This window comes from Janthinobacterium sp. DSP2-3-3 (assembly GCF_049897325.1).
Classification (GTDB): domain Bacteria; phylum Pseudomonadota; class Gammaproteobacteria; order Burkholderiales; family Burkholderiaceae_D; genus Janthinobacterium.
This window is the reverse complement of sequence record NZ_JAFCWA010000001.1, coordinates 765,663-781,675: the sequence shown is the minus strand read 5'-3', so window position 1 is coordinate 781,675 and position 16,013 is coordinate 765,663. Positions and strand designations below refer to the sequence as shown.

At 60.3% G+C, this 16,013-nt stretch carries 14 protein-coding genes; 2 read left to right on the top strand and 12 right to left on the bottom strand.

The features are described from left to right. Positions 1-17: 17 nt before the first annotated feature. The 12 genes from ACP7DE_RS03750 to ACP7DE_RS03695 form a co-directional block, all read right to left on the bottom strand. Positions 18-218, bottom strand: coding sequence for a heavy-metal-associated domain-containing protein (locus ACP7DE_RS03750; protein ID WP_426070799.1), 201 nt, complete (start codon positions 216-218; stop codon positions 18-20). An 82-nt stretch (positions 219-300) separates the two neighbouring features. Continuing rightward, entirely contained in the window at positions 301-1,242 is a 942-nt protein-coding gene (locus ACP7DE_RS03745; RefSeq protein WP_426070798.1) for a bestrophin family protein, read from the bottom strand. 813 nt (positions 1,243-2,055) lie between these two features. After that, the gene (locus ACP7DE_RS03740; RefSeq protein WP_426070797.1) at positions 2,056-2,730 is read right to left on the bottom strand and encodes a site-2 protease family protein; all 675 of its coding nucleotides are present in this window, start codon (positions 2,728-2,730) and stop codon (positions 2,056-2,058) included. Between the two features lie 137 nt (positions 2,731-2,867). After that, positions 2,868-4,685, bottom strand: coding sequence for a PhoH family protein (locus ACP7DE_RS03735; RefSeq protein WP_426070796.1), 1,818 nt, complete (start codon positions 4,683-4,685; stop codon positions 2,868-2,870). Positions 4,686-4,996: 311 nt separating this feature from the next. Beyond that, positions 4,997-5,467 (bottom strand): peroxiredoxin, encoded by a 471-nt coding sequence (locus tag ACP7DE_RS03730; protein ID WP_426070795.1) that lies wholly within the window; start codon positions 5,465-5,467, stop codon positions 4,997-4,999. A 75-nt stretch (positions 5,468-5,542) separates the two neighbouring features. After that, entirely contained in the window at positions 5,543-6,502 is a 960-nt protein-coding gene (locus tag ACP7DE_RS03725; protein ID WP_426070794.1) for a polysaccharide deacetylase family protein, read from the bottom strand. Beyond that, entirely contained in the window at positions 6,502-7,554 is a 1,053-nt protein-coding gene (locus tag ACP7DE_RS03720; protein ID WP_282406514.1) for a bifunctional UDP-4-keto-pentose/UDP-xylose synthase, read from the bottom strand. The genes ACP7DE_RS03725 and ACP7DE_RS03720 overlap by 1 nt, the downstream gene beginning before the upstream one ends. Positions 7,555-7,575: 21 nt before the next feature. Beyond that, positions 7,576-8,493 (bottom strand): formyltransferase, encoded by a 918-nt coding sequence (locus ACP7DE_RS03715; RefSeq protein WP_426070793.1) that lies wholly within the window; start codon positions 8,491-8,493, stop codon positions 7,576-7,578. Next, complete coding sequence (locus ACP7DE_RS03710; RefSeq protein WP_426070792.1) at positions 8,493-9,488, bottom strand: glycosyltransferase; 996 nt, start codon at positions 9,486-9,488, stop codon at positions 8,493-8,495. Before ACP7DE_RS03710 ends, ACP7DE_RS03715 begins: the two co-directional genes overlap by 1 nt. Positions 9,489-9,499: 11 nt before the next feature. Next, the gene (locus ACP7DE_RS03705; RefSeq protein ID WP_426070791.1) at positions 9,500-10,636 is read right to left on the bottom strand and encodes a DegT/DnrJ/EryC1/StrS family aminotransferase; all 1,137 of its coding nucleotides are present in this window, start codon (positions 10,634-10,636) and stop codon (positions 9,500-9,502) included. 204 nt (positions 10,637-10,840) lie between these two features. Continuing rightward, on the bottom strand, positions 10,841-12,514 hold the full coding sequence (locus ACP7DE_RS03700; RefSeq protein WP_426070790.1) for a glycosyltransferase family 39 protein: 1,674 nt from the start codon (positions 12,512-12,514) through the stop codon (positions 10,841-10,843). Further along, on the bottom strand, positions 12,511-12,903 hold the full coding sequence (locus tag ACP7DE_RS03695) for an Mth938-like domain-containing protein (RefSeq protein ID WP_426070789.1): 393 nt from the start codon (positions 12,901-12,903) through the stop codon (positions 12,511-12,513). The genes ACP7DE_RS03700 and ACP7DE_RS03695 overlap by 4 nt, the downstream gene beginning before the upstream one ends. 426 nt (positions 12,904-13,329) lie before the next feature. Here ACP7DE_RS03695 and ACP7DE_RS03690 point away from each other — a divergent pair, with 426 nt between their 5' ends. Together ACP7DE_RS03690 and ACP7DE_RS03685 are read left to right on the top strand one after the other, a co-directional pair. Continuing rightward, complete coding sequence (locus tag ACP7DE_RS03690) at positions 13,330-14,559, top strand: pyridoxal phosphate-dependent aminotransferase (protein WP_426070788.1); 1,230 nt, start codon at positions 13,330-13,332, stop codon at positions 14,557-14,559. 86 nt (positions 14,560-14,645) lie between these two features. After that, positions 14,646-15,968 carry a homoserine dehydrogenase gene (locus ACP7DE_RS03685; RefSeq protein WP_426070787.1) on the top strand — a complete coding sequence of 441 codons (1,323 nt, stop codon included), beginning with the start codon at positions 14,646-14,648 and terminating at the stop codon, positions 15,966-15,968. The last annotated feature ends 45 nt before the right edge of the window (positions 15,969-16,013 follow it).

Genomic DNA, 16,013 nt, shown 5'->3' with positions numbered 1-16,013 from the left:
CGCTGCTGTTACTGCTGTTACTGCGCGCTGGTAACGGGGTAACCGGCCTCCACGATGGCCGCGCTGATGGCGCCCAGTTCGGCGGGCGATTCCACCGTGACGCGCTTGCTGGCCAAGTCGATCTGCACCTGGGCTTGCGGATCGATGCCTTGCACCGCTTTCGTGACCGAGCCGACGCAATGGCCGCAACTCATGTTTTCAACTTGTAACTGATACATGGCAAGCACTCCTTGAATGATTAGTGCACCCACTTTAAGCCTTCCCCTGATGGTAAGGTCAAGGAAAAAGCTGGCGTGCCGATCAATTCAGCAGGAAGTCGACGGCTTGCATGGGTGGTGGCACGTTCTCATCCTGCACAGATTCGCGCAAGCTGATTTCGATGGCGCGGCACATGGCCGACAAGGGCAGGTCGTTGGCATCTTCGCCGAACGGTTCCTCGATCTCGTCGCCCAGGGCATCGAGGCCAAAGAAGGTATAGGCGACGATGGCGACGACAAAGGGCGTCATGAAGCCCAGCGAGTCGACCAGGCCGAAGGGCAGCAGGAAACAGTACAGATAAGCCGTGCGGTGCAGCAGCAGCGAATACGAGAAGGGAATCGGCGTGCTGCGGATGCGTTCGCACGAGGCGCCCGCCGCTACCATGGCCGAGACCGTGTTATCGATCTGTGCGGTGAGGATGCTGTCGATGCGGCCCTGCTGGACGCAGTCGGCCAGGTCGTGGCCCATCTGCAGCATCAGGTAGTCGGACGGGTTCGTCGCCTTGCATGCCGCTTCCCATTCGGCCGGGCGCAGCAGCGGCTGCAAGTCGTCCGGTCCGCGCGTGTCGCGCAGTTGGTGGCGCAGCGCGTGGCAAAAGGCGATGGCGCGGTAGATCATGCGCACGCGCACATCGTCCAGGCCCAGCCGGGCGTGGGCCGGCGTATCGCTGCATATCATGGTCTGGCACTGGCGCGAGAAATTACGGCTGCGCAACACCAGTTCGCCCCACAGCTTGCGCGCTTCCCAGTAACGGTCATAGGCGGCCGTGTTGCGAAAGCCAAGGAAGATGGCCAGCGGCAAGCCAATCAGGGTAAACGGGATAGTGGTGAGGATGATCTTGTGGTCGAACAGGGTGCCGTGGCACCAGGTGACGAGGGTGGCGATCAGGGTGTTGACGATGAGGGTGGTGCGGATGCGCGGCAGGACGGAGCCACGCACCACCAGAAACAGTCGTAGCGCCGATGGACGTTCGCGCACGATCATGTTGCGCTCCCTGTCGGGGGCTGGGCTGGCGGGGAAAGGCGCGCCCGGTGATCGGTAAGGGTGGAAAGACAAACTGGCAAATGCCGGGAACAAAAAGCCCGCGATGTTTGCGGGCTGAGCTGGGTGTGCATGGGAAGCAATGTAGGGGAGACGGCTGGAGTATAGGCCGCACACCCGTTTCCAGCCAATTCACAGTGGCGATAGGCGTTATTCATTTCATGAATGAATATTTCATTTGTAATTTAATCTATATAACACTATGCTTTTTCACGGCTGTTATTGTCTCTTTTTGCCTCCGGACCAGTCGCAATCGCGCAAGTCGCATGGGTCGCAGGAACAATGGTGGCAATCCGGCGAGGAATGTCGCAATCGCAAAATCCCGCCTGCGCCAGGTGCTGCCGCTACGCCGGCCAAGCTGGTGCAATTCCTGATGCTGGCGATGCCGTTCGCCGCAGGCGCGCCAGCGCCGTTGCAACAAGGGCAGGCTTGCGCGCAAGCCGTGACGTTCAATCACGCGGTAGCCGTACGCGGAATAGCTGTCGCACCCCGTCAACACGCGGTAGGCGCAGGCTAGCTTTTATCCGGAGACAGGTAGCGCTGGCAGGCGCAGATGGCGAGCCGCACCGCCACAGCAGGGGCTGGCGCCTAAAGTCGTTGACCTGAAAAAGATCGTCGTCCCCCGCTTTTTAACATAACAATAAGCATACTGTGCCAGATGTTGCAGGGTAACTGCTTTGTTCTTCACTTGTCCGCTCGCCATGTTTCTCCCCGAACTGTCAACCAGGTGGAACGGGCCAAGCTGCAGGCGGTGCCTTACGCTGCCAGCGCTTTCCAGGCATACCAGCCGAGCGCCGCCACCCACGCCAGCAAGACCGCCAGCCCCGGCAGCAATAGCCACTTCGTTACTGTCGCTTCCCACGCCACAAAAGGCTTGCCGCCGCGCGCGATGGCCAGCAGCGCCTGTCCCCCGTTCAAGCCGGCAAACGGCAGCAGGTTGAAGGCGCATAGTTTCAGTGAGAACAAGGCGAACACCAGCGCAAAGCCATGTGTACGGGCAAACGCTTCCGCTTCGCTCAGCAGTTCCTGCGCAGTACTCAACGGCGCCAGTGCGCCATGAACGATTTGCCCGAACGCAGCTGTAAAGCTGTCCCAGCCTGACGTTCCCAGGATGCCCAGCGCCATGCCCAGAAGCACTGTCACGCCGCTCAGGGGCAGCAGCACCTGTTTCCACAACGGCTGGAAGTTATAGCTGTCGAGGCAGGGATCGTCGTCATACAGCATTTCCTCGCGCGTATCTTTTAGCGCTACATTGCCGGCCAGCGGCAGCAGCTTGACGTGGACTTTCCCCCAGGTCAGCAAGGTGGGGCCCACGCCGTAGCTGATGCTGCGCACGGTGATGCCACATGCGCGAGCGCACGCGGCCATGACGGAAATGTGAATGAGCATGAAAAGGATAAAACAGAGCAGCAACTGAAAGGCGGGATGCATAGTGCGAAGTGTCCAGGAGGAAAGGAGCGGTATTAGAACATGTCGCAGGGAAAAGTCGTGCACATGAAAAAAGCCCCGCCTGCATCGCTGCAGACGGGGCTTTCTGTTGTGGGAGCGGCTTGTGCCGTCCGATCAAATTACAGTACTTCGCTGGCGTGGTCGGCCAGGCGCGAACGCTCGCCGCGGGCCAGCGTGACGTGGCCGCTGTGGGTCCAGCCCTTGAAGCGGTCGACCACGTAGGTCAGGCCGCTGGAGCCTTCTGTCAGGTACGGCGTGTCGATCTGGGCGATGTTGCCCAGGCACAGGATCTTCGTGCCGGGACCGGCGCGCGTGACCAAGGTCTTGACTTGCTTCGGCGTCAAGTTTTGTGCTTCATCGATGATGAGGAACTTGTTCACAAACGTACGACCGCGCATGAAGTTGAGCGACTTGATCTTGATGCGCGAGCGGATCAGGTCTTGCGTTGCCGCACGGCCCCATTCGCCGCCATCGGAGTCGGATTTGTTCAGCACTTCCAGGTTGTCGTCGAAGGCACCCATCCATGGCGACATTTTTTCCTCTTCCGTGCCTGGCAGGAAACCGATGTCTTCGCCGACGGGCACCGTCACGCGGGTAACGATGATTTCATTGTAGAGCTTGGTTTCCAGCACTTGTGCCAGGCCGGCGGCCAGGGCGAGCAGGGTCTTGCCGGTACCGGCCTGGCCCAGCAGGGTGACGAAGTCGCATTCCGGATTCATCAGCAAGTTCAGCGCGAAATTCTGCTCGCGGTTGCGCGCCGTCACGCCCCACACATTGTTTTTCGTGTGGCTGAAGTCGCGCAGGGTTTGCAGCACGGCCGTCTTGCCGTTGATCTGCTTGACCTGGCCGTAGAACGGCGTTTCGCCGTTTTTCGGTTCCAGGTAGATGAACTGGTTGACCAGCAGCGATGGAATGAAGGGGCCTGTCACGCGGTAGAAGGTGGAACTGTAGCCGTTCTTGCTTTCCTGCCACGATTCCATATCCTTGCCATGCTTGTTCCAGAAGTCGTCCGGCAATTGCACGATGCCCGAGTACAGCAAGTCCGTGTCTTCCAGCACATGGTCGTTGAAGTAATCTTCGGCCGGCAAGCCCAGGGCGCGCGCCTTGATGCGCATGTTGATGTCCTTCGACACCAGCACGACGGGGCGGCCTTCCTGTTCCGATTCCAGCGAGCGCACGACGGCCAGGATCTGGTTGTCGGCTTTGCCTACTGGCAAGCCTGCGGGCAAGTCGGCGCTTTGCAAGCGCGTCTGGAAGAACAAGCGGCCCTTGGCATCCTTGTTGCCCAGCTTGGACAGCAAGATGCCTTGCTCGATGGCGTCGTCATCCGTATTGCTGATCAGGGCATCGAGGGTACGCGAGACCTGGCGTGCATTGCGCGCCACTTCCGTCATGCCCTTTTTATGGTTATCCAGCTCTTCCAGGGTCATCATCGGCAGGTACACATCGTGTTCCTCGAAGCGGAACAGCGACGATGGATCGTGCATCAGCACGTTGGTGTCGAGCACGAACAACTTGCTGATGCCGCGCTGGTCGGCGGCGCGGCTGGCGGACGACTTGAGCTGCACTTCGACCGCCTTGTGCTTGGCCGGATGCGGTTGCTCTACCTGCTTGACGGATTTGATCGGCGTGACCTTGCCTTTTGCCGCCGGCGCGGCTCTGGCAGGGGCTGCAGCAGCGACAGCGGGGGCGGCCGCAGGCGCGGCAACGGCTGACGTCGGCGCCGGCTTGGCAACCATCAGGGCCGCTACTTGCTTGATCTTCGTGGCCGCATTGCGGACCGGCTTGGCAACTTCGGCGATCGCCGCTTCAATAATGGGTGCAGCCACTTTCTTGGCTGCCGGGGTTTTGGTGGCCGGGCGCGCTGCGCCTGCGCTTGGGTAATCTTGGGTGGCCAGGATGGTGGCTGGCTTGCTCGGTAATTTTGGCAGTGGCATCAGGATCTCAATCAAAAAATTTCTGGAATGAATCGCCCATGGGCAGCCAGCTTCTGGCGGCACTTCTCATGGGGTGGATGCGGGGGAACAACAATGCTACAGGACGAGGAACTGCCGGAAGGCCGGCAGCATGGCCGGTCATGGACGCCATCGGCGGGCTGCAGGCCCGCCTGGCGGAGTGGGTGGAGGCGCTTCGTTGACTCAAAATGGCGATAGGTACCGTGAACTGAACTGCGGTTGAGCTAAGGTTGAGATAATTTCGAACTAAGCTGGCTGGACGCCGACAACGCACACTCGATCAAAACAGATGATCAATTCAGACGCGCCACGAATTCCAGCACTTCTTCCACGTGAGTTGCGACCTTCACGCCTCTCCATTCTTTCACCAATCGGCCCTGGGCGTCAATCACAAACGTGCTGCGTTCGACGCCACGCACCGTCTTGCCATACATCTGTTTCATCTTCATGACGTTAAACAGCAGGCAAACGGCTTCGTCCGGGTCGGAAATGAGCTCGAATGGCAGTTCCAGCTTGGCTTTGAAGCTTTCGTGCGAACGCAGGGAATCGCGGCTGATGCCGTAGATTTCCACGCCGGCGGCGACAAATTGCGAATAGGCGTCACGGAAGGCGATGTTTTCCGTGGTGCAGCCGGGGGTGTTGTCCTTCGGATAGAAAAACAGCACCGTGGCCTTGGCCGGACGGCCCAGCAACTGAAAGGTCTTGCCGCTGGTCATGGCGGCGCTAAAGTCGGGTATGCTAATGAGGGATTGGCTATCAGCCACAGGTTCTCTCCTGAACGGTGATCATCAGCGCTGTTTTTTAATCTGGCAACGCATCCAGGTGCAACGATACAGCATTCAGGCCGCTTTGCCCTGCACAATCAGGCGTCCCGAACGCCCAGGCAACTCATCCCAGGTGACGGGGCAAACGGGCAAGTCTGACTCTTTTATCTTTTCATAATAATCGCCCATCGCTGCAAACTGGTAGCCCTGGGCTTTCCAGCCAGCCAGCAGTTGTTCGAAAATGGGGGCGAGTTTCTGTCCTTCAAGTTCCGCATGCAAGGTATACACGTGATCGCGCGGATTGTCCGCCGTCAGCGACAATATATGTGCGGCAACATTGCCGGTCGTGATCAGTGTGCCATCGATTTCACAGCCCAGCAACTCATCCAGGGTGGGCAGGGTGGTGGGCAATTGCACGCATTGCAGGATGGTGTTGCCATTGCGCACGCGGTGCGGGCCATTGCTTGGATGCAGCATGGCACCACGCGCGTCGAGCATGGCACGGCCATCGGACGCAAAGCGGTAGCCGGCCGTGTCGTGTTCGACAAAGGCGCTGACATTCATTTGCCAGCCGGCCGCGCCATGCGTGTGCGGCGCTACGCCAAACACCTGTTCGTAGCGCTTGGCGGCCTTGCGCATCAGGTTGATGGTCCAGGCGGCGTTGCGCTTGGCCACGTTGTCTTGCCACAGGGTGTGATCCCAGGTGTGGATGCCGCACTCGAAACCGGCATCGCGCACGGCGCGCAATTGCGCCGCGCATTGCTTGCCGATATCGGGTCCCGGCAGCAAGGTGCCGTACATCAAGGTTTTCAAGCCGTAGTGCTCGACCACCGAGGTGCGCGACACCTTGCTGAAAAAGCCGGGCCGCAAGGCGCGCCGCAGGGCCCAGCCCGTGTGGTCGGGGCCGAGCGAGAACAGAAAGGTGGCCTTGGCCTGGTGTGCGGCCAGCATGCGCACCAGATTGCCCATGCCTTCACGGGTGCCGCGATAGGTATCGACGTCGATTTTCAGGGTCAGGAACGGCTTGCTCAACATTAATCCATCAAGGCTTTGGCTTGGGCTACCTGGCTGCGGTAGGCGTCGAAAATATTGCGCAGGGAATCGGCCATGGTGGTGCTCGGTGCCCAGCCCAGTTCTTCGCAGGTATTCGTGATTTTTGGCACGCGGTTTTGCACGTCCTGATAGCCGGCGCCATAGTAGGCACCCGAAGTCGTTTCCACGATTTTCACGTGTTTTGCGCCTTCGGCGTATTCCGGGTACTCGGCGGCCAGGGTCAGCATCATGCCGGCCAGGTCGCGGATCGAGTAATTGTTGACCGGATTGCCAATGTTGTAGATCTTGCCGCTGGCGATGCCATTCTTGTTGGCGATGATGCGCATCAGCGCATCGATGCCGTCGTCGATGTAGGTGAACGCGCGTTTTTGCGCGCCGCCATCGACCAGCGAGATGTTCTCGCCGCGCACGATATGGCCGAAGAATTGCGTCACCACCCGCGAAGAACCTTCTTTCGGCGTGTGGATCGAGTCCAGGCCGGCGCCGATCCAGTTGAAGGGCCGGAACAGGGTAAAGTTCAAGCCTTCCATGCCGTAGCCCCAGATCACGCGGTCCATCAGCTGCTTGGCGTTCGAATAGATCCAGCGCGGCTTGTTGATCGGGCCGCAGATCAATTCCGAATTTTCCGGATCGAATTCCTCGTCATGGCACATGCCATACACTTCCGAGGTCGACGGGAAGACCAGGTGCTTGCCGTACTTGGCGGCCGAGCGGACGATGGGCAGGTTCGCTTCGAAGTCCAGTTCGAACACGCGCAGCGGCTGCTTGACGTAGGTCGATGGCGTGGCGATAGCCACCAGCGGCAGGATCACGTCGCATTTCTTGACGTGGTACTCGACCCATTCCTTGTTGATCGTGATGTCGCCTTCAAAGAAATGCATGCGCGACTTGTAGTTGTCATCTTCCAGCAATTCCGTGATGCGGTCCGTGTTCATGTCCATGCCGTACACGTGCCAGTCGGTGGTTTCCAGGATGCGCTTGGACAGGTGGTGGCCGATGAAGCCGTTGACGCCTAAGATGAGGACTTTTTTCATATGAGATTCTCTTGAGTGATATCAGTGTGTGCTGACGCGGGTGGTCAGACTTGCTTGCAATTGCTGAGCCGAAATCGGCTCCCCGGCAGCCCTCAGCGCGGAAATGGCCAGCATGCGGCCGTCTCCGCAGACGCCAAAGATGCAATTATCCACTACCGCCAAGCCCGCTGGCAAACTTCCTGCCGAAAGCTTGCTCAAACGGGCTTGTTCGATGGTGTAAATGACATTGTTGACTTCAGTGAAGGCGCCGGGATAGGGCGGTGCGACGGCGCGGTGCAGGTTATATACCTGTTGCGCGGGTAACTTCCAGTCGATGCGGCCGTCTTCCGGCTTGCGCCCGCCAAAATAGCCGCCCTGGCGCACATCGTTCAAATGGCGTGGCGCCGTGCCATCCAGCAAGGCTGGCAGCACGCCCCACAGCGTTTGTTCCGCCGCCACGGTGACCTTGCCGAACACTTCAAACGCCGTGTCGTCGGGCAGGATGGGTACGGCCGTTTGCGCCACGATGGCGCCGGCGTCGGGCTTGACCGTCATTTCATGCAGGGTGGCGCCCGTCTCCGTGGCGCCATGCAGCACGGCCCAGTTGACGGGCGCGCGGCCGCGGAACTGCGGCAGCAGCGAGCCGTGCATATTGTAGGCGGGCGCGACTTCCAAGATGCTAGCGGGCAACATATGGCGATAGTAAAAGCTGAACAGCATGTCCGGTGTTGCCGCCTGCACCTGTGCCAACAGTTCCGGCGCGCGCGCGTCCAGAGGTGTAATGTAGGGGATGCCTTCCGCCTGGCACAGGCTGGCGACCGATTCGAACCACAGGTTTTCCGTGGGGCTGTCTTCATGCGTGACGACCAGGGCGATATCGACGCCACCGGCCAGCAGCACCTTGATGCAGCGCACGCCCACATTGTGGTAGCCGAAGACGACGGCGCGTGGGGCGCCCATCAGCGGCCCACCTGGCGCTTTTCCAGGCGCACATACGATGGCGCCTCGGCTTCCGCCTGGCTCATGCCGTCCTGCAAGATGGTCTGCACCACATAGCGTGGACGGGCACGCACTTGCTGGAAGATGCGTCCCACGTATTCGCCCACCAGGCCGATGCCGAACAGGATCACGCCCATGAAGAAGAAGGCGATGGCGAACAGGGTAAACACGCCTTCGGCCTCGGCGCCCAGCAGGAAGCGGCGCACCAGCAGGAAAATCACCAGCAATGCCGAGCCCAGTGACATCGCCATGCCCAGCATCGAAAAGATTTGCAGGGGAATCAGCGAAAAGCCCGTGACCAGGTCGAAATTGAGACGGATCAGGCTATACAGCGAGTATTTCGATTCGCCGGCAGCCCGTTCTTCATGCTCGACGGTAATTTCCGTGGGCTTGCGGGCAAAGGTGTAGGCCAGGGCGGGCACGAAGGTGTTGACTTCGGCGCACTGGTTGACCAGATCGATCACATTGCGGCCATACGCGCGCAGCATGTTGCCCTGGTCGCTGATCTTGATATTCGTGATCTTTTCACGCAGGCGGTTCATCATTTTCGACGCCAGCGTGCGCCAGGCGGAATCTTGCCGCTTGCGCCGGATCGAGCCCACGTAATCGTAGCCTTCACGCATCTTCGCCACCAGGTTGCCGATTTCTTCAGGCGGGTTCTGCAGGTCGGCGTCGAGCGTGATCATGATTTGCCCGCGCGAGGCTTCAAAACCGGCCAGGATGGCCATGTGCTGGCCATAATTGCCATTGAACAGGATCACACGGGTGACGTCGGGGCGTTGGCGGAACTGTTCCGCCAGGATGGCCACCGAATTGTCGCGGCTGCCATCGTTGACGAAAATGATTTCGTAGCTCGTTTGCAAGGCATCGAGGGCCGGATACAGGCGGGCGAACAGGCTGGCCAGGCCATCCTGCTCGTTGTAGATTGGAATGATAATGGACAGTTCAGGTTTCATCGGCGCGTTGCTCACTTGATGAGGATGGATTTGACGGTGGCGACGGCCCGTTCCACGTCCTGTGTCGTCATGGCATAGAACATCGGCAAGGTCACGGTCAGGCGGCCGATCTTTTCCGAAACGGGGAACATGCCTTCGGTAAAGCCGCGTTCGCGGTACATGGTAAACAGGTGGATCGGTGCGTAATGATAGCCCGTCCCCACGTTTTGCTGCGCCATGGCCTGCATGAACGCGGCGCGCGTGCCTGGGCCGTTGTCGGGCAGAATGATCTGGAACAAATGCCAGTTGCTGTTCTCAAAATCCGGCACGGGCAGCTGGGTGCCGCTCTGCGCTTCGAAGTCGCTGCCGAATTGCGCGAAATAGTGGCGTGCCAGTGCGCGACGGTGGGCCGTGATGGCGTCGATATTGGCGAACTGGCCCAGGCCGATGGCAGCCATGATGTCGCTCATATTGTATTTTCCACCCAGCACATCGACGTCGATGCCGTCGACACCGCTGCGCGTGACGCCTTGCAGCCGGTATTTCTCGGCCAGTTTCGCTTCTTCCAGGTTATTGAGGACGAGGCAACCGCCTTCACCCGTGGTGATGTTCTTGTTGGCCTGGAAGCTGAACGAGACGAAGTCGCCAAATGCGCCGATGCGCTTGCCCTTCCAGGTGGAGCCGAACGCTTGCGCCGCATCTTCCACGACTCTTAAATTGTACTTTTCAGCAATCGCGTACAGGCGGTCCATGTCGACGGGCAAACCGGACAGGTAGACGGGGATGATGGCTTTCGTACGCGCGGTGATGGCCGCTTCGAGCTTGTCGAGGTCGATATTGCGCGTGACGGGGTCGATGTCGGCAAACACGGGCGTGGCGCCCACTTCGATGATGACGTTGGCCGTCGCTACCCATGACACGGGCGTGGTGATGACTTCGTCACCAGGGCCAATGCCTGCGATGCGCAGCGCGATTTCCATGGTGCAAGTACCCGAATTGAAGGTGCGCACGGGGCGTCCACCGAAATACTCGGACAGCTGCGCTTCGAAGGCTTGCACTTTCGGGCCGCTGGTGATCCAGCCCGAGCGCAGCACCTCGCCGACGGCGGCGATGGTCGCTTCATCGATGGTGGGTTTGGAAAAGGGCAAAAAGGGCAGGGTAGAGGTCATGGGTGCGGTTCTTGGGTCTGTATTGTGTCAGGGTATCGGCGTCGCCGAGGCTGCCAATGCGGTCAAAGGCCGCCGGCAGGCATGGCCATTTTATATCGGCAGTATGGCGGCGCAGCCGGTTCAACGGTGAAAAATCCTGCTGCTGCGGGGGCGGGGCTAGTTGGCCGGGGCGCGATCCGTGCTGTCCCGCGCCCCGTTAAATAGTTACTTGTTGGCAATGACCATGCGGCGCGCATCTTCGGCAATGACACGCATGGGCACGCCACGTTGTTGCAAGTCCTTGTAACGATGCAGGCTGATAATAGCCATGTCGCGCACGCCGGCGTTGGCATCGTTCGTCCACTGCCTGATGAAAGGCTCAATGCTCGGAATGGACAGTTCAGGCTGCTGTTTCAGGCCAAACGTGAATTCATCCCAGTAATCGACGAGGATCACGGGCCGCTGCAGATAATATGTCAGCGACTGTTCATAAATGCCGACCGAATAGAGCTTGGTATCGGCCGTCAGTTCGGCCTGGATCTGCGGCAGCATGTCGGTGCCTGCACGGTTCTGGCCATACAGTTCGGAACCGGCCAGGATGCAATGCGTGGCCAGGAAGCCGGCGCCGGCGATCGTCAGCACGGTCATGTCGCGGCGCAACTGGCGCGCGTGCAGCAAGGCCAGGGCGCCGCCGGCCAGGACGAAAAAGCCGGCCGCCATCAGCCATGGCTGGTAGCCCTTGAGCGCGGTCAGGGCTTCCGCGTCGCGTGCGCTGGCCTTGCCGAAGGCGATCGGTCCGCCGATCACGATGGCCGCGCCCAGCACGCACAGCAGGCCGGCGGCCAGCATGCGCTGGCGGCGCGATGCCGATTCCAGGTATAGCCCCACCAGCAATGCCAGCGCCGGGAAGATGGGCACGATATAGCCAGGCAGCTTCGAGGTCGAATAGCTGAAGAAGAAGAAAATGAAGACGGCCCAGACCAGCAGCATCAAACGAGGCTGGAAGGCGCCCTCCTGGCGCTGGAAGGCGGCGGCCAGGCTTTGCGGCAGCACGCCTATCCATGGCAGCATGCCGGGAATCAGCAGCACCAGGAAGTAGTACCAGGCGCCTTCGCGCTTGTGGCCCTTCATCAGGAAACGCTGGAAATGTTCGTGGATGAAGAAGAAATGCGGTTGCTCCGGATTGCGCAAGGCGACCAGCACGAACCAGGGCGTGGCGATGGCAAAGAACACCAGCAAGCCCTTGACCAGGTGCAAACGCGTCCAGATGCGCCAGTCGCGCGCGCACAGCGAATACAGTACCAGCACGGCGCCCGGCAAGACGATGCCGATCAAGCCCTTGGCCAGCACGGCCAGCGCCATGCCTGCCCAGCATACCAGCATCCAGTTGCGCCGCTCACGCGCCGTGGCGTCGTCGCGCTGGGCAATCAACAGGCTGCCCAGGGTCAGGGTCATCATGCCAGACAGACCCATGTCCAGCGAATTGATCTGGCCGGAAGCGAGCCAGAACAGGCTCGACGCCAGCACCAGGCCCGCATACAAGCCCACGCGCGGACCGAACACTTTCTTGCCTGCGTACGCCGTCATGCACACGCCGATGATGCCGCACAGGCCAGTCCACAGGCGTGCCTGCCATTCGCCCAGGCCGAAGGCGGCGAAGGTCAGCGCATTCATCCACGTTTGCAGCGGCGGCTTTTCAAAGTACTTGATGCCGTTCAGGCGCGTGGTGATCCAGTCGCCGGTGACGAACATTTCGCGCGCCATCTCGGCATAGCGGCCCTCGTCGGGCGGGACCAGCGTGCGTACGCCCAGCGCATACAGGGTGACGACGATGAAGATGCCCAGCAGGGACCACATCAGCAGCCGGGAGGAGTGCAGTTCGTTGACATTGATTTTCATGCGGCGCTGCCTGCGCCCGGAGCCAGGATCAGGGCCAGGGTGACTTTGCGGCCTTCGCCCATCAGGATGTTGTAGGTGCGGCAGGCAGCCTGGCTATCCATGCATTCGACGCCGATGCGGCGCATGGTCAGTGCGGCCGTCAGCTTCGGGTGCACGAAGCGCTGGCGCTCGCCCGTGCCGAGGATGACCACGTCGGGCGCATCAGCCAGGATTTGCGCGAAATGCGCCTCGCTCAACTGTTCGAAACTATCCACTTCCCACGCGCGTGGCGGCATTTCCGGCATGACGATCAGGCTGTAGTTGTACGGCTGGGCATTGATCTCGACGCCGTTTTCGTCATAGCCGGTGACAGTCTGGTATTGTTGGGTGCTGCTGGCATGGAGTTTCATGGCGATATCGGGGGCTGGTCGTGTCGGTTGATCGGTACGCGCGCGGCCAAAACTGCGTGCCGCGGCCAAGGGCTTAAGCATGCCATAAATGACAGAAAAGAGCGATTGAAAAGCAATATCATTTCCAAATTGCAATGTTCGGCGCCACAGTGGCGGTGCATGCTTGCGCCATGGTAATGGTGCAAGATTAAGGGAAGATGAAGATGGCGCTCGCCGGATTGTCGTCCGGATGCGCCAGCGTGGCAGAATCGGCGTCAAATGCTGGGGTTGGCCATGTTTAATTTGATAAAATGGCCTGTTTTCGGCGAGAATGCTTGTTTTCGCCTTGCAGTCTTTCGCATTGGAGTTTCACGGGTTCACAGTTCTGGCGCGGCTTTCATGCTGCAAGCGTAGGCCGACCGCGCCGCATCACGACAGGGATTTATTTTGCGACCGATTCAGAAATCGAATAAATTGGCGGACGTCTGCTACGACATCCGCGGCCCGGTCCTGGAAAAATCCAGGCAAATGGAAGAAGAAGGCCACAAGATCACCAAGCTCAACATCGGCAATCTGGCCGTATTCGGCTTCGATCCGCCCGATGAAATCGTGCGCGACATGATGCTCAATCTGCAGAATGCGGCCGGCTACACGGATTCGAAAGGCATGTTCGCGCCGCGCAAGGCCGTCATGCACTACACGCAAGGCAAGAATATCGCCGGCGTCACCATCGATGACATTTACCTGGGCAACGGCGCCTCGGAGCTGATCGTCATGTCGATGAATGCGCTGCTCAACAGTGGCGACGAAGTGCTGGTGCCGGCGCCCGACTATCCCTTGTGGACGGCCGCCGTCAGCCTGTCGGGCGGCAATCCCGTGCATTATGTGTGCGATGAGCAGAACGAGTGGTATCCCGATATCGAGGACATGCGCCGCAAGATCACGCCCAATACCCGCGCCATCGTCGTCATCAACCCGAATAATCCCACCGGCGCGCTGTATCCGGTTTCCGTGCTGCAGCAGATCGTCGAACTGGCGCGCCAGCATCAGCTGATCATTTTTGCCGACGAGATCTACGACAAGGTGCTGTACGACGAAGCCGAGCACGTGTCGATCGCCTCGCTGGCCGACGACGTGCTGTTCATCACCATGAACGGCCTGTCGAAGAATTACCGCTCCTGCGGCTACCGATCCGGCTGGATGGTGGTCTCGGGCGAAAAGCGCCACGCAAAAGATTACATCGAGGGTCTCAATATGCTGGCCTCGATGCGGCTATGCGCCAACGCGCCGGGGCAGTTTGCCATCCAGACGGCGCTTGGCGGCTACCAGAGCATACAAGACCTGGTGGGGCCTGGCGGGCGCCTGTTGAAACAGCGCGACCTGGCGCACAAGCTACTGACCGATATTCCGGGCGTCACCTGTGTCAAGCCGAAGGCCGCGCTGTACATGTTCCCGCGCCTGGATCCGGAGATCTACCCGATCGCCGACGACCAGCAGTTTGCCTATGAATTACTGGCCGAAGCCAAGGTGCTGATCGTGCAGGGCACGGGCTTCAACTGGATCGCGCCCGACCATTTCCGCGTCGTCTTCCTGCCCAACTCCGATGACCTGACCGAGGCCATGGGACGCATTGCGCGCTTCCTCGAAGGTTACCGCAAGCGTCACGGCCGGGGCTGAAGCAGCCAGCAGCAATCTCGATCAACCACACCGATCAACCTGGCGCCGCCCCATTGGGCGCCACTTATGAGTAGTCAAGCACAACTATGAAATCCATCAAGATCGGCCTGCTGGGCCTGGGCAATGTCGGTTACGGCACGTTCAGCGTCCTGAAACGCAACCAGGAAGAAATCAAGCGCCGCGCGGGACGCGGCATTGAAGTCGTCGCCGTTGCCGTGCGCGACGTGGCGCGCGCCGAAGCGCTGGTCGCCGGTGCCTGCAAGGTCGTCAATGACCCGCACCTGATCGTCAACGATCCCGAGATCGATATCGTCGTCGAACTGATCGGCGGCTACGACCTGTCGAAAACCCTGGTGATGCAGGCCATCGCCAACGGCAAGCACGTGGTCACCGCCAACAAGGCCCTGCTGGCCGTGCATGGTAACGAAATCTTTGCCGCCGCCCAGGACAAGGGCGTGATGGTGGCCTTCGAAGCGGCCGTCGCCGGCGGCATTCCCATCATCAAGGCGCTGCGCGAAGGCTTGACGGCAAACCGCATCGAATGGATCGCCGGCATCATCAACGGCACCACCAATTTCATCCTGTCCGAAATGCGCGACAAGGGCCTCGATTTCGCCACCGTGCTGAAACAGGCGCAGGAACTGGGCTACGCGGAAGCCGACCCCACCTTCGACATCGAAGGCGTCGATGCCGCGCACAAGGCCACCATCATGTCGGCCATCGCCTTTGGCATCCCGGTGCAGTTCGACAAGGCCTACGTGGAAGGCATCAGCAACCTCAATGCCGTCGACATCCGCTACGCCGAGCAACTGGGCTACCGCATCAAGCTGCTGGGCATCACCAAGCGCGCCACCGTGAATGGCGTGGAAGGCATCGAGCTGCGCGTGCATCCGACCCTGATCCCGGCCAAGCGCCTGATCGCCAATGTGGAAGGCGCCATGAATGCGGTGCTGGTGCACGGCGACGCCGTCGGCGCCAGCCTGTACTCGGGCCGCGGCGCGGGCGCCGAGCCGACCGCTTCGTCGGTGATCGCCGACCTGGTCGACATCACGCGTCTGGCCACGGCCGACCCGGAACATCGCGTGCCGCACCTGGCGTTCCAGCCGAATGCGATGACCGACATCGCCATCTTGCCGATGTCGGAAATCACCACCAGCTACTACCTGCGCATGCACGTGGCCGACCAGCCGGGCGTGCTGGCCGACCTGACGCGCATCCTGGCCGAACGCGGCATCTCGATCGACGCCATGCTGCAGAAAGAACCGGCCGAGGGCGAGACGCATACGGACATCATCATGCTGACGCACCAGACGCAAGAAAAGAACGTCACGGCCGCCATCGAAAAGATGGAAGCGCTCAATAGCGTGGTGGGCACGGTCACCAAGATCCGCCTGGAAAACCTGAGCTGACTTTCACAAGGCCGCATGCAAAACGGCGCCCGCGGGCGCCGTTTT